Origin of the sequence: Nocardia sp. NPDC049526 (assembly GCF_044465765.1) — a bacterium.
Lineage (GTDB): Bacteria > Actinomycetota > Actinomycetes > Mycobacteriales > Mycobacteriaceae > Nocardia.
In genome coordinates this window covers 474,072-494,933 of the sequence record NZ_JBITMA010000008.1, presented here as the reverse complement: position 1 = coordinate 494,933, position 20,862 = coordinate 474,072, and the positions used below count along the sequence as shown (strand labels likewise).

The following is a 20,862-nucleotide window of genomic DNA, read 5'->3' as shown; positions in this document are numbered from 1 at the left end:
CGGGTAGCCGATATTGGCGGTCAGCTTGTCGCCGACCACGATGGCATTGATATCCAGCGGCGCCATCGCGGGCATATCCGCGTCATAGGCGCCGCCGAGCGCACCGAGTTCGGCGGCCGGGATCCAGCCGAAGCCGCGTAGCGCCTCGGGCACATCGCCCTCGGAGACGCGGCCCAGGTAGTTGAAGCTCACCTGGCCCGGCTGTTCGACGGGCAGTTCCGATGCGGTTGCTTCGTTCAGGTAGCGCAGCAGGCCGTAGCCGATGCCCTTGTCCGGCACCGCGAGCAGCTGCTCCTTGACCGCCTTGACAGCCTTGCCGAGCGCGGGGCCGCCGGTCAGCGCGGCATCGATATCGATGCCGGACAGGTCGAAGCGGACCGGGAAGATCGCGGTGAACCAGCCGACGGTGCGTGAGAGATCCGCGCCGGGCACGATGCCCTCTTCGCGGCCGTGGCCCTCCAGACGGATCAGCAGCGCATCGTCGGCGCGGGCGGTGGTGCGGCCCGCGCGCCACTTCGCGGTCGCCAGGGCAAGCGCGGTGAGCAGACCGTCGTTGACGCCGCCGTGGAACAGCGCGGGCACGGTAGTCAACAGCGCCTTGGTGACCTCGGCCGACACCTCGACCTGCAACTTCTCGATGGCGCCCGAGGTATCCACGGTCGGATCCAGCGCACGCTCGGTCAGCAGCGGATCCGCCGTGCCGACCACCGAACGCCAGTAGTCGAGTTCGGCGACCCGCGCGGCGCTTTCGGCCTCGCGCCGCAGCGCGTCCGCCCAGGCCCGCATCGAGGTCGCGGGCGCGACGAGCTGCGGTTCCTGGCCCGCGGTGAGCTGACCCCAGGCGGCGACGAAGTCCGGCACCAGGATGCGCCAGGAAACACCGTCCACCACGAGGTGATGCGCGGCCACGATGAGGCGGCCACCGCGGCTGCCGTCCGAGGGTTCCAGCCAGACGAACCGAACCACCACGCCCGCGGCCGGATCGAGTCGATCCAGCGCGGCATCCAGTGCGGCGGAAGCGATTTCGAAAAGTCCGGCGTCGTCGATATTGGCATCGAATTCGGTGCGATCGATCAGCGCGTCCACGTCGACAGTGCCCGGTTCGACGGTTTCGAGGGTCCAGTCCGCACCCTCGCGGTACAGCCGTGCCCGCAGCATGTCGTGGCGATCGACCACCGCGGCAACGGTTTTCGCGATGCCCGCGCGGTCGATGCCGACCGGCAATTCGAGCGCCATGGTCTGGTTGAACCGGCCGAACGAACCCTGCCGCTGCGCCATGAACCGGACCACCGGGGTCAGCGGCATCGCGCCGATGCCGCCACCGGGCAGCTCGGCCAGCGCCTCGACGGCGGTATCGGTGCTGTCGGCGGTCTCGGCGACCGCGGCGAGTCCGGCCACAGTGCGCTGCTCGAAGACATTGCGCGGGGTGAAGACCACACCGCGCGCCTTGGCCCGCGAAACCAGCTGGATGGACACGATGCTGTCGCCGCCGAGAGCGAAGAACGAATCATCGACACCGACGCGCTCGACGCCGAGCACCTCGGCGAAGACCTCGGCGATGGTGTGCTCGATCGGCGTGCGCGGTGCGCGGAAGACCACCTCGGTCGCGAAGACCGGCTCCGGCAGGGCCTTGCGGTCCAGCTTGCCGACCGGGGTCAGCGGGATGTGGTCGATCACCATCACCGACGAGGGCACCATGTATGCGGGCAGGCGTTCCTCGACGTGCGCGGTCAGCTCGGCGACATCGATCGAATGCCCCTGCACCGCAACCACATACGACACCAGCGAGGTGGCGCCCGCCGCGCCCTTGTGGCCGACGGTGACCGCGAAGTCGACGGTCTCGTGCGATGCCAGCGCCGCGTCGATCTCACCGAGTTCGATGCGGAAGCCGCGCACCTTCACCTGGAAGTCGGAGCGGCCCACATATTCGACCTCGCCGGTACGGGTCCAGCGCACCACGTCACCGGTGCGGTACATGCGCGCACCCGCGACATACGGGTTGGCCACGAAGCGTTCGGCGCTCAGTCCGGCGCGGGCGTGATAGCCGCGCGCCAGCTGGATGCCCGACAGATACAGCTCACCCGCGACACCCACCGGCACCGGCCGGAGCTGGGCGTCCAGGATCAGCGACTGCATACCGCGGATCGGCGCACCGATCACCACCGTGTCACCGGCCACCAGCGGATCGCTGATATTGGTCATGATGGTGGTCTCGGTCGGACCGTAGCCATTGTGGAAGTTGCGGACGGACCCGTTCTCCAGCGGCACCGCCCACTTCGCGACCAGATCCGCGGGAACCGCCTCACCACCGGCGACCAGTACGCGCAGCGAGTCGAGGCCGGTCGGATCGAAGGTGGCCAGCGCGGCGGGTGTGATGAACGCGTGCGTGACCCGCTCGGTGCGGATCAGCTCGGACAGTTCCTCACCGCCGTACACGCCGGGCGGCGTCACCACGAGCGCACCACCCGCGCCGACCGCGAGCAGCAGTTCCAGGATCGAGGCATCGAAGCTGGGCGAGGCGAAATGCAGTGCGCGCGAACCGGAATCGAGGTCGTAGCGCACGATCTGCTCGACGCTGAAGTTCGCCAGACCGGCATGGGTGACCACAACACCCTTGGGCACACCGGTGGAGCCCGAGGTGTAGATGACGTAGGCCGGATGCGCCGGGCGCAGCGGGCGGACCCGGTCGGCGTCGGTGATCGGACCACCGTCGAATCCGTCCAGGTCGAGCTCGTCGAGCACCAGCCAGCGCACCGAATCCGGCAGGCCGTCGCGAACCGCGGCGACCGTGAGGCCGACGGGGGAACCGGAATCGGTGACCATATGCGCGATGCGCTCGGCCGGGTAGTTCGGGTCGACGGGCACGAATGCCGCACCCGTCTTCGAGACGGCCCAGGCCGCGAATACCGAATCCGCGGAGCGCGGCACGCCGACAGCGACCAGATTCTCGGTACCGATGCCCTCGGCAATGAGCAAGCGTGCCAACCGGTTCGACCGCTCGTCGAGGTCGCCGTAGGACACACGTGTCCCCTGGAACACCACGGCGGTCGCCTTCGGATCCATCGCGGCGGCCTCGGCCAGCAGCTCGGGCAGGGTGCGCGCGGGCACCGCGGCCGCACCGGTGCGGGCGATCAGATCGGCCCGCTCCTGTGCGTCGAGCACATCGATGGCACCCACAGCGACCGTCGGGTCGGCGGCAATGGCCTCCAGCACCCGCCGCCAACGCTGCGTGATCAGTTCGGCGGTCGACTCGTCGAACAGCTCGGTGGCGTAGGTGAGCGCCAAAGCCATTCCGGCGGAACCGGTTTCGGAGAGCGTGAACTGCAGGTCGAAGCGGGCGACATTCTCGTCGAGATCCAGCGCGGACACCGAGAGACCCGGCAATTCGAGTGCGGTGCGCTCCAGGTTCTGGAATGCGAGCATCACCTGGAACAGCGGGTTGCGCGCCTGCGAGCGTTCCGGCGCGAGCAGTTCCACCAGCCGTTCGAACGGCACGTCGGCATTGCCGAAGGCGTCCAGGTCGGTCGAGCGCACCCGGTCCAACAGCGCCGTGAACGATTCCGACTGATCGATACCGGTGCGCAGCACGAGGGTGTTGACGAACATGCCGACCAGATCGTCGAGCGCCTGCTCACCGCGTCCCGCGATCGGCGAGCCGACGGCGATGTCGTCGGTGCCCGACAAACGGGCCAGCAGCACAGTGAGCGCACTGTGCATCACCATGAACAGCGACGCACCGCGTTGGCGCGCAATACCTTCCAGCGCCGCGATCAGTTCGGCGGACAGCTCGGTCTGCAGGGTCGCGCCGCGATGCGAGGCGATCGCGGGACGCGCCCGATCGCTGGGCAGCGGCAGTTCGTCCGGGACGCCGTCGAGTGCGCGCCGCCAATGCGCGACCTGACGCGCCATCAGCGAAGTCGGATCGTCCTCGGCGCCGAGGACTTCGCGCTGCCAGATGGCGAAGTCCGCGTACTGCACCGGCAGTGGCGCCCAGCCGGGTGCGGCGTCCTGGGCGCGCGCGGTGTAGGCGAGCATCACGTCGCGGGTCAGCGGGCCGATGGAGAAGCCGTCGGCCGCGATGTGGTGCACCACGACGACGAACACATGCTCATCGGCACCGGCGGAGAAGAGCCTGGTCCGTAGCGGAGCCTGTTCGGACACATCGAATCCGGTGGTCACGAATTCGGTCACCACCGCGGTCAGCTCGGCCGGATCGACCGAAACCGGCTGCAGGTCGAGCGCGATCGCGTCGGCGGGCACGATCACCTGGACCGGGGTGCCGCCGTGCTCCGGGTAGCGGGTGCGCAGCGATTCGTGCCTGCGCACCACATCCGCCACCGCCAGCCGCAGCGCCTCGATATCGAGCGCACCGGTCAACCGGATGGCGACCGGGAGGTTGTAGGCCGCGGATGCGGTGTCGTACTTGTTCAGGAACCACATGCGCTGCTGTGCGAACGACAGCGGCACGAGTTCGTCGGCCTTGCGCGGGCGGGCGACCAGCCGGGCGCGCGCGGCGCCATCGGCATGCGATTCCACCCGGGCCGCGAGCGCTTCCACGGTGGAGGCCTCGAACAGCGCGCGCACCGGGACGGTGGTGCCGAGCGCCGCGCCGATCCGGGCGACCACCCTGGTCGCGATGAGTGAGTTGCCGCCGAGGTCGAAGAAGTCGTCGTCGACACCGACCCGAGCCACGTCGAGCACATCGGCGAAGACCGCGGCGACGGTCTCCTGGACCGGTGTCACCGGGGCGCGGAAGGCCCTGGCCTGCACGGCGGGCGCGGGCAGCGCGCGACGGTCCAGCTTTCCGTTGACGGTCAACGGAATCCACTCCAGCCGCACCAGCGCCGCGGGCACCATATAGGACGGAAGTCGTTGCGCCGCACCGCTGCGCACCACATCGAGGTCCGGGATCACATCGGGTTCGGCGACCACATAGGCCACGATCCGCTGATCGCCCGGCTGGTCCTCGCGCACGATGACCGCGGCCTGGGCGATGCCCGGCTGGGCCAGGATCGCGGATTCGATCTCACCGAGTTCGATGCGGAAGCCGCGCACCTTGACCTGATCGTCGGCGCGGCCGAGGTATTCGAGTTCACCGAAGCGGTTCCAGCGCGCGAGGTCACCCGAGCGGTACAGACGCGTGCCCGCGGCCTCCGCGTCGGCGAGGGGGTTCGCGACGAAGCGGGTGGTGGTCAGGTCCGAGCGACCGAGGTAGCCACGGGCCAACTGCGGTCCCGCGACATACATTTCGCCCGCGACGCCGACCGGCACCGGCCGCAGCCGGTTGTCGAGGACGTACACGCGCAGACCCGCGATGGCGCGACCGACCACGCTGCCGGAAGCGGCGGCGATGGTCGCGGCGTCCAGCGCGCGGTAGGAGACGTGCACCGTGGTCTCGGTGATGCCGTACATATTGACCAGCAGCGGAGCGGCATGCGCCGAGCGCCTGTCGGTGCCGTCGCCGTGTCGGGCAACCCAATCCGAGAGCCTGCGCAGTTCGAGGGCTTCACCGCCGAACACCACATAGCGCAGTGCCAGCGGTTCGGCATCCGGTGCGGCATTGCGATCCGCCTCGGCCAGTTGGTAGAACGCGGACGGCGTCTGGTTGAGCACCGTGACCTGCTCCACCCGCAGCAGTTCCAGGAACTGTTCGGGCGAGCGCGAGGTGTAGTAGTCGACGACCACCAAGGTGCCGCCGAACAGCAGCGGACCCCACAGCTCCCACACCGAGAAGTCGAAGGCGTAGGAGTGGAACAGCGTCCACACATCGCGGGGGCCGAAGCCGAAGTCGCGATCGGTATTGGCGAACAGCCGCACCACATTCCGGTGCGCGACCGCCACACCCTTCGGGCGGCCGGTCGAGCCGGAGGTGTAGATCACGTACGCGACATTGTCCGGGGTGAGCGCCGCGAGGCGGTCGGCGTCGGTGATCGGCGCATCGTCGGCGTCCTCGACATTGCCGGTCTCCACCGCGAATCCGTCGAGCACCACGGTCGGCAGTTCGTCGGGCACGGTCACCTGGACCGTGGAATCGAGGATCACGCTGGTCGGACGCGAGTCCGCGAGCACGTAGGCGATGCGGTCGGCCGGGTAGGTCGGATCGACGGGCACATAGCCCGCACCGGTCTTCACCACGGCGAGCAGCGCGACCACGAGATCGAGCGAGCGCGGCAGGATCACCGCGACCAGCGATTCGGGACCCGCGCCGTCGGCGATCAGCCTGCGCGCCAATACATTCGCGCGCCGATCCAGCTCCGCGTAGGTCAGCGATTCGATGCCGAATTTGGCCGCCGTATTGTCCGGATGCGCGGCCACCGCCTGCTCGAACAGGTCGACCAGCGTGGTATCCGGTGCACTGAATCGCGCTGTGCTGTGTCGGATTGCGGCGCTCCCGGTGCCCTGCGTGGTTACCCGGGCTGCCGCCTCCGGCCCCTTCGCTCGCGCCAGGCTGTCGAATCCGGACGACACCCAGCGCTGTGACACATTGAGCCGCTCGGCCTCACCGAGCAGATCGATATCGCCGATGACGATCTCGGGATCCTCGACCACACTGTGCAGAATCCGCACCAGGCGATCGGCGAACGATGCCACCGTCTCCGGATCGAACAGCTCGGTGGCGTAGTTCCACGACATGCCCAGCGCACCGTCGGCGGTCTCGCCGACGGTCAGCTGCACATCGAATTTGGCTGTGCCGGGATCGAATTCGACCACCGACAGCTCGACGCCCGGCAGCGCGACGGTGCCCATATCCGCGGCCGAGGCGGCCTCGAAGGTCAACGCGACCTGGAACAGCGGGTGGTGTGCCTGCGAACGGGCAGGGCTGATCACGTCGACCAGTCGCTCGAACGGCACATCGGCATTGGCGAAGGCCGCGAGATCGGTGCGGCGCACCTGCGCGAGCAGATCGCTGAACTTGGCGCTCGGCTCGACCTCGTTGCGCAGCACGAGCGTATTGACGAACATGCCGACCAGGTCGTCGAGCGCGCGTTCACCGCGGCCGGCGATCGGGGTGCCGATGGCGATATCGGTGCTGTTGGACAGTCGGGCCGCCCAGGCCGCAAGTGCCGCGTGCATGACCATGAACAGCGTGACCCCGCGGGCGCGGGCGAGTTCGGCCAGTGCGGCGTGCAATTCGGCGTCGATCGAGAAGCCGTGGTTGCCACCGGCATTGGACGCGACCTCGGGCCGCGAGCGGTCGGCGGGCAGTTCGATCTGATCGGGCAGATCGGCCAGCTGCTCGGTCCAGTACGCGAGCTGCTGTGCCGCGACCGATTCCGGATCGTCCTCGCTGCCGAGCACGTCGCGCTGCCACAGCGCGTAGTCGGCGTACTGGACATCCAGCGGCGCCCAGGCGGGCGCCTCACCGCGACTGCGCTCGGTGTAAGCCAGCACCACGTCACGCAGCAGCGGGCGCAGCGAGAAGCCGTCACCACTGATGTGGTGCATGACGAGCACCGCGACATGGTTCTGCGCATCGATGCTGAGCAGGTTGGCCCGGAACGGCACCTCGCTGGTCACATCGAAGTGCACGCTCGCCAGCTCGACGATGCGCGCGGGCACCGCGCCGGGGGCGATCGCCTCGGTCGCCAGCTCGAAGCGCAGCTCGTCGGTGTGCAGCACGTGCTGGTAACCGGTGCCTTCGACCTCCGGGTAGATGGTGCGCAGCGCCTCGTGCCTGGCCAGCACATCGCCGACGGCGGCGTTCAGTGCGGCGATATCGACGTCGCCGGTGAGCCGGACGGCGACCGGAATGTTGTTGACCGCGGTGCGGTTGTCGAAGCGGTTCAGGAACCACATCCGCTGCTGGGCCGGCGACAGCGGGACCAGCTCGGGGCGCGGCTGCGGGGTCAGCGGTGCGCGACCGCCCTCGCCTGCCGCCGATTCCACAAGAGCGGCGAGTGCGGCGACATTCGACGCCTCGAACAGCGCGCGTACCGGGATCTGGGTATCCAGCGCGGCGCCGAGTCGCGCGGCGACCTGGGTGGCGATCAGCGAGTTGCCGCCGAGTTCGAAGAAATCGTCGTCCAGGCCGACGCCGTGGCCGACCCCTTGCAGACCGAGTACCTCCGCGAAGGTACCCGCCACGATCTCCTCCACCGGGGTGGTCGGCGCGCGGAATACCTTGGCCGCGAACGTCGGTGCGGGCAGCGCCTTGCGATCCAGCTTGCCGGAGGCATTGAGCGGGAACTCGTCGAGCACCATGTAGGCCGCGGGCACCATGTACGCGGGCAACTGCTCGCCGAGCGTGTTCTTGACGGTCTCGATTTCGATGGCCCGGTCCGGATTCGCGACCAGGTAGGCGACCAGCTGATCGCCGGTCCGGTCATCCGAATGCACGAGCACGACCGCCTGCGCGACCGCGGCCTGGGCGGTGAGCGCCGACTCGATCTCACCGAGTTCGATGCGCAGACCGCGCAGCTTCACCTGGAAGTCGGTGCGGCCCAGGTACTCCAGCTCACCGCGCGGCGTCCACATGACGAGGTCACCGGTGCGGTACATGCGCTCGGCGGCACCGAACGGGTTGGCGACGAAGCGATCAGTGGTCAGGTCCGGGCGGCCGACATAGCCGTGCGCCAACTGCGCACCCGCCAGATACAGCTCACCCGGGACGCCCGCGGGCACCGGACGCAACCGCGAATCCAGTACGTACACCTGGGTGTTGAACACCGGGGCACCGATCGGCACCGAGCTGATATCGGCGTCGGTCACCTCGTGGAAGGTGACGTCGACCGCGGCCTCGGTGGGGCCGTACAGGTTGTGCAGCCGCGCGCCGGTCAGCTGGCGCAGGCGCTGCGCGGCCACAGCGGGCAGCGCCTCACCGGAGGCGAAAACATTACGCAGACTGGTGCATTCGGCCGCGCGGTCCTCGGCGACGAATACCGAGAGCATGGACGGCACGAAGTGCACCGTGGTGACCTGCTCGTCGACGATCAGGCGCGCCATATAGGCCGGATCGCGGTGGCCGTCCGGCTTGGCGACGACCAGGCGGGCGCCGACCTGCAACGGCCAGAAGAACTCCCACACCGACACGTCGAAGGTCGCCGGCGTCTTCTGCAGCACAACGTCTTCGGCCGACAGACCGTATTCGGCGTGCATCCACACCAGGCGGTTGACGATCGCGGCGTGCGAGACCGCAACACCCTTGGGACGACCGGTCGAACCCGAGGTGAAGATCACGTACGCGGTATTGCCCGGACGCAGTGGGCGATGCCGATCCGCGTCGGTCAGCGGTTCATCCGAGAACTCGGAAAGGTCGAGTTCATCGATGCGGACCTGGCGCGACACCGTGGTCTCCAGATCGGTGCCGGAGGTCAGCACGCAGACCGGTCGCGCGGTCTCCAGGATGTAGTCGATGCGCTCGGCCGGATGATCCGGATCCAGCGGCACGTACGCACCGCCGGCGGCATTGATCGCGTACATGCCGACGACCAGATCGATCGAGCGCCGCATGCCGAGGGCCACATACGATTCCGGGCCGACGCCGTTCTGCTTCAGCCAACGCGCCAAACGGTGCACCCGGCCGGCGAACTCGGCATAAGAGAGACTTGTCCCCTCGTAGCTGACCGCGTAGGCGTCCGGTGTGCGCAGCACCTGCGCCTCGAACAACGAGACCAGCGTCGCGGCCGCATCGCCGACCGGCGAGGTCAGTGCCGCGTCCACCGGGAATTCGGTGTCGTTCCACCGGTCGAGCACCTGGGTCCGCTCGGTGTCGTCGAGCAGGTCGATATCGCCCACCACGATCGCCGGTGCGGCGGTGACACCGCGCAGCACCCGGACGAAGCGCTCGGCGAAGGCGTCCGCGAACCGATCGTCGAAAAGGTCGGTGGCATAGACGAGTTCGGCGGCCATCTCCGATTCCGCACCCTCGCTCAGCGTGAGCTGCAGGTCGACCTTGGCGGTCGGCGGATCGATGCCGAGTTCGGAAACCGCGAGTCCGGGCAGCTCGAGGGAGGTGCGGCCGAGGTTCTGGAACGACAGCATCACCTGGAACAGCGGATGCCGCGCCTGCGAGCGGGCCGGGTTGAGCACCTCGACCAAACGCTCGAACGGCACGTCGGCGTGCGCGAAGGCCTGCAGATCGCGCTCGCGCACCTGGGCGAGCAGATCGGTGAACGCTTCGGTCGGATCGACCTGGGTGCGCAGCACCAGGGTGTTGACGAACATGCCGACCAGGTCGTCGAGGACCTGCTCGCCACGACCGGCCACCGGGATGCCGATGGCGATGTCATCCGAACCGCTCAGCCGCGCGAGCAGGGTCGCGAAGGCGCTGTGCACCACCATGAACAGCGTGGTGTTGTGCTCGTGCGCGACGCGGTTGAGCGCCTCCACGAGTACGCCGGGCAGCTGGAATCGGTGCGTGCGTGCCTCATACGACGCGACGACCGGCCGCGGCTTGGGCGAGAGACGCAATTCCTCCGGCAGTCCGGCCAGGGTTTCGCGCCAGTAGCCGAGCTGTTCGGAGATCAGCGAGGTCGGATCGTCCTCGGAGCCGAGCGTTTCGCGTTGCCACAGTGCGTAATCCACGTACTGCACCGCGAGCGGCGGCCAGACCGGCGCGGATTCCGAACTGCGCGCGATGTAGGCCGACATCAGATCGCGGACCAGCGGACGCATCGAGAAACCGTCCGCCGCAATGTGGTGCACGACGACCGAGAGCACGTGGTTCTGGGTGTTGTCGCGCCACTTCTTGCTGCTCAGCGGCGCACGCTCGACCTGGTAGAGCCGAATCCGCACCGGCGATTCGGTCGTGATATCGAAACCGCGACCGATGAATTCATAGAGGGCACTGCCCAATTCGCTTTCGGCGACCGGGACGATCTCCAGTTCCGGAATCGCCCGCGCGGCCGGGAGCACCTGCTGGTAGGCCACACCCTCATGGGACGGGTAGATCGTGCGCAGCGATTCGTGCCGGGTGATCACATCGGCGATCGCGCCGCGCAGCGCGGGCAGATCGAGATGCCCGTGCAGCCGCACCGCCGCCGGAATATTGTCGGCGGCCGAATCGGCGTCGAAGCGGTTGAGGAACCACATCCGCTGCTGTGCGAGCGACAGCGGCGGGTACTCCGGCCGCGGGCGCACGGTCAGTGCCTGGCGGGCACCGGCACCGGCGCTGGCCTCCATCCGCGCGGCGAGCGCTGCGACGGTCGGCGCCTCGAACAGCAGTCGCACCGGAACCTGGGTATCCAGTGCCGCACCGAGCCGCGCCACCACCTGGGTGGCGACCAGCGAGTTGCCGCCGAGATCGAAGAAGTTGTCATCGATGCCGATGCGCTCGTGGCTCAGCACATCGCTGAAAATGTCGACGACGATCTCTTCGATCGGGGTCGACGGTGCACGGAATTCCTTGGCCTCGAAGACGGGTTCGGGCAGCGCGCGCCGATCCAGCTTGCCGTTCGGGTTCAACGGCATGGCGTCGAGCACCACGATCGCGGCGGGGACCATGTACGACGGCAGCTGCTCGGTCAGGTGCGCACGCAGCTCGTCGAGGTCGACCGTGCCGCCATTGGCCGGCACCACATAGGCGACCAGCTGATCGCCGGTCCGCGCATCCGCACGCACCAGCGCGACCGCCTGGGCCACCGAATCGTGTGTGGTGAGCGCGGTTTCGATCTCACCGAGCTCGATGCGCAGACCACGCAGCTTCACCTGGAAGTCGGTGCGGCCGAGGTAGACGATCGCACCGTCGGCATTGCGGGTCACGAGGTCGCCGGTGCGGTACATCCGGGATCCGGAGGCGCCGAACGGGTTGGCCACGAAGCGATCCGCGGTCAGATCGGTACGCCCGAAGTAGCCGCGCGCCAACTGCGCACCCGCCAGATACAACTCACCCGCGACACCCGGCGCGACCGGGTGCAGGCGGGCATCGAGCACATACGCCTGGGCATTCCAGACCGGCAGACCGATCGGCACCGCGCCGACCAGACCCTGCGCCACCGGACCGTGCGTCGCGTGCACCGCGAATTCGGTCGGGCCGTACAGGTTGTAGAGCTCGGCGGAGCTGACCTTGCGAATGGCGGCGACGGTGTCACCGGTGAAGGCCTCACCGGCGACCAGCAGTGCGCGCAACGACTCCAGCGCCGCACCACCGGCGGCATCCACACTGCCCGCGAAGACGGTCAGCATGGACGGCACGAACGAGGTCATGGTGACCCGCGCGGCCGCGATGACTTCCGCCAGATACTGCGGATCCCGATGCCCGTCCGGGCTCGCGACGACAATCCGGCCACCGGTGGACAACGGGCCGAACAGCTCCCACACCGACACGTCGAACGTGGCAGGGGTCTTGAACAACACGACGTCATCGGCACCGATGCCGTATTCACCGGTGATCCAACGGATCTGGTTCACCACGGCCGCATGGGGCAGCGCCACACCCTTCGGCCGACCGGTCGAGCCGGACGTGAAGATCACATACGCGGTGTTCTCCTGCCGCAGCGGTGCGATCCGCTCCGCATCGGTGACCGGCGCATCCGAGTACTCGGACAGCTCGAGCTCATCGATGGAAAGCGTTGGCAGCCCGCCGCTTTCGAAGTTGTCCCGCGAGGTCGTCAGCACACAGGCCGGTGCCGCCGACTCGAGCACATAGCTGATCCGCTCGGTCGGCTGATCCAGGTCCAGCGGCACATAGCCGCCGCCGGCTTCCTGCACCGCGTACGCCGCGACCACGAAATCGACCGAACGCCGCAGACCGAGGGCGACCAGCTTTTCCGGACCGACGCCCGCCTCGATCAACCGACGCGCCAAGCGGTGCACACGCGCACCGAATTCGGCATAGGTGAGCGACGTGCCGGTCGCGGGATCCACGATCGCGACCGCATCCGGCGTGGCCGCGGCCTGTGCGGCGAACTCGCCGACCAAGGTGAGTCCGCCACCCTTGCGAATACCGGAACGACGCGGTGTGCGGCCGGGCTGACGACGCGGCAGCAAATCGTGCTCGGTGTCGTTCCAGCCGACCACCGCGAGTGCGGTTTCCTGATCGTCGAGCAGCTGGATATCGCCGATCGGCACGGTCGGATCGGCGATGATGGCCGCCAGGATCCGATCGAGGCGCCGCGCGAAGGCCGCCACCGTGTCCTCGTCGAAAAGATCGAGGGCATAGGAGATTTCGGCCGACATACCGGCGGCCTCGCCCGATTCCTGGGTCTCCTGCAGCGTCAGCTGCAGATCGAATTTGGCCAGTCGCGCGTCGTAATCGATGCCGTTGACCGACAGTCCGGGCAGTTCGAGGTTGGCCTGCTTGACGTTCTGGAACGCCAGCATCACCTGGAACAGCGGATTGCGGGCCTGCGAGCGGGCCGGGTTGAGAATTTCGACCAGGCGCTCGAACGGCAGATCCGCATGCGCGAACGCCTGCAGGTCGGTTTCCCTTGCCAGGGCGAGCAGATCCGCGAAGCTCGCCGAGCCCGCGACATCGGTGCGCAATACGAGCGTATTGACGAACATGCCGATCAGGTCGTCCAGCGCGGCCTCACCACGACCGGCGGCCGGGGTACCGATGGCGATATCGCTGGTACCGCTGGCCCGCGCCAGCAGCACGGCGAGCGCGCTGTGCATGACCATGAACAGCGACGAATTGTGCTTGCGACCCAGATCTATCAGCGCGCGCTGGGTCTCGGCGGAGATCACGAACGCGTAGGTGCCGCCACGGTAGGAGGCGATCGCCGGACGCGGGCGGTCCGAAGGCAGCACCAATTCGTCGGGCAGATCGGCGAGTTGTTCGGTCCAGTACCGGATCTGGCTGGAGATCAGCGAAGTCGGATCGCCCTCGGAGCCGAGCACCTCACGCTGCCACAGCGCGTAGTCCGCGTACTGCACCGGCAGCGCGGACCAGGCGGGTGACTCCCACGAGGTGCGTGCCGCGTAGGCCACCATGACGTCACGCGCCAGCGGCCCCATCGACCAACCGTCGGCCGAGATGTGGTGCACCACCATACCGAGTACGAACTCGGACTCGCTGATCTCGAAAAGCCTTGCATGCAAAGGCACTTCGTCGGTGACGTCGAAAGCCATGGAGGCCAGGTCGATCAGATGCTCGACCAGCGTCTCCTCGGTGACCCGGTACGGAGTCAGGTCGGGCACGATCTGCGCCGCGTCGAGCACGACCTGAACCGGACCGCTCTTGGTCTCCGGGAAGACGGTGCGCAGCGATTCGTGCCGGTCGATCACGTCGATGACCGCGACCTGCAGTGCGGCGACATCGAGATCACCGGACAGTCGGATCGCGACCGGAATGTTGTTGACCGCGGAGGCGGTATCGAAGCGGTTGAGGAACCACATGCGCTGCTGCGCGAGCGACAGCGGCACCTCCTCCGGGCGCTCCCGGGCGACCAGCGCACTGCGGGCGCCGGCGCCGGCATGCGATTCCACCCGGGCCGCCAGCGCGGCCACGGTGGACGCCTCGAACACCATCCGCACCGGCACCCGGGTATCGAGTGCGGTGCCGATGCGCGAGGCCACCTGGGTGGCGATCAGCGAGTTGCCGCCGAGGTCGAAGAAGTCGTCGTCCACGCCGACGCGAGGCAGGTCGAGCACCTCACCGAAGATCTGGGCGACGATCTCCTCGATGGGCGTGCTCGGCGCACGGAAGGTGTGCACCTCGAAGACCGGCTTGGGCAGGGCGCGCCGATCGAGCTTGCCGTTCGCATTGAGCGGCATGGCCTCCAACGTCACGAACGCCGCGGGCACCATGTAGGTGGGCACCATGGCGGACAGATGCGTGCGCAGCGCGACGTCGAATCCCGCCGCCGGCTCGGCCTCGGTCGGCACCACATAGGCGACCAACTGATCGCCGAGCCGGCTGTCGGAACGGACCAGCGCGACCGCCTGCGCCACCGCAGGATGGGCGCGCAAAGCGGATTCGATCTCGCCGAGCTCGATCCGGACACCGCGCAGTTTCACCTGGAAGTCGGTGCGACCGCTGTAGACGATCTGTCCCGCGGCATCGCGGGTCACCAGGTCACCGGTGCGGTACATACGAGAACCGCTGGGGCCGAACGGATTCGCGACGAAGCGGTCGGCCGTCATATCCGGCCGGGTGAGATAGCCGCGCGCCAGCTGGTCGCCCGACAGATACAGCTCACCCGCGACACCCGGCGGCACCGGATGCAGTCGCGCGTCGAGCACATAGGCCTGGGTGTTCCAGACCGGCGCACCGATCGGCACCGCGCCGCGCACCACCTCGCCGACGACGGCATGGGTGGCGTTTACGGTGAATTCGGTCGGGCCGTAAAGGTTTATCAGCGTGATATCGGGGCGGCCGAGCTTGCGGAACGCCTCCACCGCCTCACCGGTGAACGCCTCACCACCGACCAGCAGCATGCGCACCGAGCTCAGTGCCGCCGGATCGACGGTGCCGGCGAATACGGTCAGCAGCGACGGCACGAACGAGGTCACGGTGACCTGTTCGGCGGCGATGACCTCGGTCAGATATTGGGTGTCGCGGTAGCCGTCGTGGGTGGCGATCACAGTTCGACCGCCGGTCAGCAAGGGCGCCAACGGCTCCCACACCGACGCGTCGAAGGTGGCCGGGGTCTTGTACAGCGCGACATCGTCGGCGCCGATCCCGAATTCGCTGATGAGCCAGCGCATCTGGTGCACCAGCGCGGCATGCGATACCCCGACACCCTTGGGGCGACCGGTGGAGCCCGAGGTGAAGATCGCGTACGCCAGATGCTCCGGGCGCAACGGCGAGATGCGGTCGGCATCGGTCACCGGGGCATCCGAGATCCCGGACAGATCGAGCTCGTCGACAACGAGCGACTCCAGGCCCTCCGGCGCGAACCGGTCCCGCGACGTGGTCAGCACATAGGCCGGCGCCGCGGTATCGAGCACATGGGCGATACGCTCGGCAGGCTGATCGAGATCGAGCGGCACATAGGTGCCACCGGCCTCGAGCACCGCGTGGATCGCGATCATCAGGTCGAGCGAGCGCCGCATACCGAGCGCGACCGGAACATCCGGGCCGACGCCCGCCTGGATCAGCCAGCGCGCGAGTGTGTGCACCCGAGACCCGAAATCCGCGTACGTCAGCGCCGCGGAGCGACTCGATGCGGGGTGGTCGGTTGACGGGTTGGCCGAGGACGCACCGACGGCCGGGGTGAAGCCGTCGATGGAACGGTCGACCACGGCGATGGCGTCCGGTGTCGCGGCCGCCTGGCGGGTGAACAGATCGCTCACCGTCCCGGCCGCCTCGAGCTCGCGCGGCGCGCCGTGCCAGCCGTCGCGTGCCAGCTCGACCTCGCGTTCGTCGAGCAGCTCGATATCGCCGACGATCGCCGCCGGATCCGCGGTGACGCCACGCAGAATCCGCACCAGTCGATCGGCGAACGACGACACCGTCGCCTCGTCGAACAGGTCGGTGGCGTAGGAGACGACCACCGAAACGCCCGCGGGCTCACCCTGGTTGCCGCGCTGTTCGGTCAGCGTCCAGAGCAGATCGAATTTGGCGATGTGGACTTCGAGTTCGGCGGCCGACACCGACAGTCCGGGCAGTTCCAGTGTGCCGTGCGACATTTCCTGGAACGACAGCATCACCTGGAACAGCGGATGCCGCGCCTGCGAGCGGGTCGGGTTGACCACCTCGACGAGACGTTCGAACGGAACGTCGCTGTATGCGAACGCCGCGAGATCGACTTCCCTGGTGCGCGTGAGGAATTCGGTGAAGGAGTGTCCCGGATCGACCTCCGAGCGCAGCACGAGCGTGTTGACGAACATGCCGATCAGGTCGTCGAGGGCCTGTTCGCCACGTCCGGCGACCGGGGTGCCGATGGCGATATCGGTGGTGCCCGACAGCCGAGCCAGCAGCAATGCGAGCGCGGCGTGCAGCACCATGAACGGGGTCGCGCCCTCGGCGCGGGCCAGTGCGCTCAGCCGGGTGTGCAGTTCGGCATCGATATCGAAAGCGAACTGCGCACCGCGGAAGCTCGGCACCGGTGGACGCTGCCGATCGGTGGGCAGATCCAGCTGATCCGGCAGTCCGGCCAGCGCGTCCCGCCAGTAGGCGATCTCGCGGGCGGCCATGGACTCGGAATCGCTTTCGGCGCCGAGCAATTCGCGCTGCCACAGGCTGTAGTCGCGGTACTGCACCGGCAGGGGCGCCCAAGCGGGCGCTTCCCCGGCCGCGCGGGCCAGATACGCGGTCGTGACGTCGCGCGCGAGCGGCCCGAACGAGAAGCCGTCCGCCGCGATGTGGTGCACCACGAACGCGAGCGCGTACTCGGGCGTGTCATCCGAGGAGGCACCGATGATCTGATACAGGCGCACCCGAATGGGCAGCTCGGTCGAGACATCGAAGCCGGTGGAGGCGAATTCGGTGAGCACGTCGAGCAGTTCGGACGCCTCGAGCGGCTGGACGTCGACACCGAGGTCGACCTCCTCGATCGGCAGCACCTGCTGATAGGCGCCGTCGCCCGAGTTGGGGAAGATGGTGCGCAGCGATTCCTGGCGAGTCAGCACATCGGTGAGCGCGGCCCGCATCGCGTCGAAATCGACGCGACCGCCCAACCGCACCACGAACGGCAGGTTGTACGTCGGCACCGTGGAGTCGAACTGGTTGATGAACCACATCCGCTGCTGTGCCAGCGACAGCGGCACCCGCTCGGGCAGTTCCTGGGCCACCAGGGCCGGTCGTGGCCGCTCGGTGGGCGGCGCCGATTCGGCGCGGGCGGCCAGCCCGGCCACGGTCGGGGTCTCGAACAGCGCACGCACGCCGATCCGGGTGCCGAATGCCGCGCCGATCCGCGCCACCACCTGGGTGGCGACCAGCGAGTTGCCGCCCAGATCGAAGAAGTTGTCATCGATGCCGACGCGTTCCTGGCTGAGCACATCGGCGAAGATCGCCGCCACGATCTGCTCGGCCGGGGTACGCGGCGCGCGGAATGCGGCCGCGTCCACGCTGAACACCGGCTCCGGCAGGGCCTTTCGATCCAGCTTGCCGGAGGTATTGAGCGGGAACGCGTCCAGCACCATGATCGCCGCGGGCACCATGTAGCTCGGCAGCTTTTCCGCGACGAACCGGGTGAGTTCGATCACGTCCACGGAGCTTGCGGAGTGGCCATCGGGTGGAGCGATCGACTGGCCAGGCGCGGGCACGACATAGGCGACCAACTGCTGACCGGTCGCGGTATCGACCACCAGCACCGCGGCCTGGCTGACCGCCGGATGGGCGAGCAGATCGGTTTCGATCTCACCGAGTTCGATGCGCTGACCGCGGAATTTGACCTGGAAGTCGGTGCGGCCGATGTATTCCAGGGTCCCCGCGACATTCCAGCGCACCAGGTCACCGGTGCGGTACATGCGCTCGCCGTTGCTGCCGAACGGGTTGGCGACGAACCGATCCGAGGTCAGATCGGGGCGGCCGCGGTAACCGCGCGCAAGCTGACGTCCACCCAGATACAACTCACCCGGTGCGCCGACCGCCGCCGGGCGCAGCCGCGAATCCAGCACGTAGACCTGGACATTCCACTCCGGAATACCGATCGGCACCGTGACGGTGTCGGCGGCGGTTGCCTCCCAGTAGGTCACCGAGACCGCGGCCTCGGTGGGGCCGTACAGGTTGTGCAGACCGGCCGAGGTGATCGCGCGGAAACCAGCGGCGGTCTCCGGCGGCAGCGCCTCACCGATGACGAAAACCGCACGCAGCGTGGCACATTGGGCGGCGGTGGCATGGGCGACGAAGACCGTCAGCATGGACGGCACGAAGTCGGTGACGGTGACGCCGTGCCGCTCGATCATCTCGGCGACATACAGCGGATCGCGGTGCCCGTCCGGGGTCGCGACAACAAGTTTCGCGCCGACCATCAGCGGCAGGAAGTAACCCCACAGCGATACGTCGAAGGTGGTCGCGGTCTTCTGCAGGTACACATCGTCGGCAGTCAGGCGGTACTCGTCGAGCATCCACAGCTGCTGGTTGACGATCGCATGATGGGTTACCGCAACACCCTTCGGGCGTCCGGTCGAACCCGAGGTGTAGATCACGTAGGCGGTGTTGTCCGGACGCAGCGGCGCGCGCCGCTGCGAATCCGCCACCGGCGCATCGTCGTAGGCAGATACGTCGAGGGTGTCGATTTCCACTCGGCGCACCGATTCCGGCAGCTCGAGTTCGTCACCGGAGACCGTCAGCACACAGACCGGTGCCGCGGACTCGAGGATGTAGGCGGTGCGATCGGCCGGATGATCCGGATCGATCGGCACATACGCGCCACCGGCCTTGAGCACCGCGTGCATACCGACGACGAGATCCAGCGAACGTCGCATACCAAGTGCGACAAGCGATTCCGGGCCGACACCATCGGCGATCAGGAACCGGGCCAGGCGATTGACCCGCGCGGCGAACTCCGCATAGGTCAGCTGCGCGCCCTCGAAATCCAGCGCGACGTTGTCCGGGGTCAGCTGAATCTGCGCATCCAGCAGGGCCGCCAGCGTGGTTTCCGGGACGTCCTGCTCGGAGTCGTTCCACTCCGCGACGGTCAGCTCCCGCTCCGCCGCGGTGGTCAGCTCGAGGCCCCAGACCGGCGCATCGGCCTCGGCCCGCAGGAAGCGCTCGAAGAATTCGAGGAAGCGTTCGTGCTGACGCCGCGTCTCCGCCTCGGAGTACAGGTTCGGGTTCGTCTCGAAGTCGATGCGCGCGCGCGAACCGCCCTCGGACTGATAGAAGTTGACGCCGAGATCCTCGATGCTGCCGGTGGACAGCACCACCATGGTGCCGACCATCGAGCCCATGCTGATCTTGTCCTGGAACAGCATGATGTTGATCCAGGGGCCGAAGAACTCCCTGGTCACCACGCCGGCACCGGCCGAGTCGCGACGGATGTCCTCGTGCCGGTAGCGCTGGTGTCGCAGCGCGCCGGTCACCTCGACCTGGACCTGCTTGAGCACATCGGCGACGGTGGTCTCGTGCCCGATCCGCAGCCGCAACGGCACGATATTCGACGAGACGCCGCCGGAGCGGCGCATCACGGCAGTGGTCCGCGCAGTCACCGGCAGGCTCAGGATCACGTCCTCGGAGCTGGTCCACTGCGCCAGATATCCGGCGAACGCGGCGAGCAGCAACCCGGCCGGCGACGAATCATGGCGCGCCACAGCCGCTTCCAGCACCACGTTCTGCTCGTCCGAGAGCAGCACACTGCTGAGGGTGTTGATCGGCGCCGGTCCCGCGGACCGGCCCGTCAGGCTGGTGCCGTCCTCCACGCCGGCGACCCGCTCGGCCCAGTACTTCTTGTCCGACTGGAACCGGGAGCTGTCCCGGTAGGCCATCTCCTGCTCGAGGAGCGTGCGCAAGTGCGCGGCATTGGCCGGTGCAGGCTCGGTGCCGTTCAACAGGGCGGTGTACCACTCGGCGACCCTGGAAAGGTTGGTCACCGCGCCGAAGCCGTCGAGCACGATGTGGTGCGCGCGCAGGTACAGGTACCAGTGGTGATCGCCCACCTGCAGGCCCGCGAAGCGCAGCAGCCGATCCTCGAGCAGGTTCAGCGGGGCGCTGTACTCGGCGCGCATCCACGCCATGGCTGCGGCCTCGGGATCTGCCTCGCCGCGGAAGTCGACGTAGTAGACCTTGTCCCGGTCCGGAATCGTGTAGTCGATCCACTGATACGGCTGGCCGTCGATCTCGGTGATGCAGAGCATGCCGGAGCCGCGCTCCTGCCCGGAGCTGATCAGCGCCTCGCGCAGGACCTTCAGGTCGAGGTCGCCGTGCAGGTCGACGTACTGCGCGATGTTGATCGGCACCTGCGGGTCGACGTGCTGGGCGTACCAGATACCCAGCTGCGCCGGGGACAACGGGAACGGCTCGCTCGACTCCCTCGAATCAGCGTGCGCCCGTTCGCCACCAGTTTCGCCGTTTCCGCCGAAATCCAGCCGGTCCAA

The 20,862-nt window shown here is 68.0% G+C and carries 1 protein-coding gene (cut by a window edge); it reads right to left on the bottom strand.

Features of this window, described 5'->3' with window-relative positions:
- Nucleotides 1–20,862: the 5' end (the start) of a non-ribosomal peptide synthase/polyketide synthase gene (locus ACIBW7_RS26640; RefSeq protein ID WP_397050839.1), read on the bottom strand. 22,926 nt of this gene lie to the left of the window's left edge; 20,862 of the gene's 43,788 nt are visible here — the first part of the coding sequence; it begins with the start codon at nt 20,860–20,862; the stop codon falls past the left edge of the window.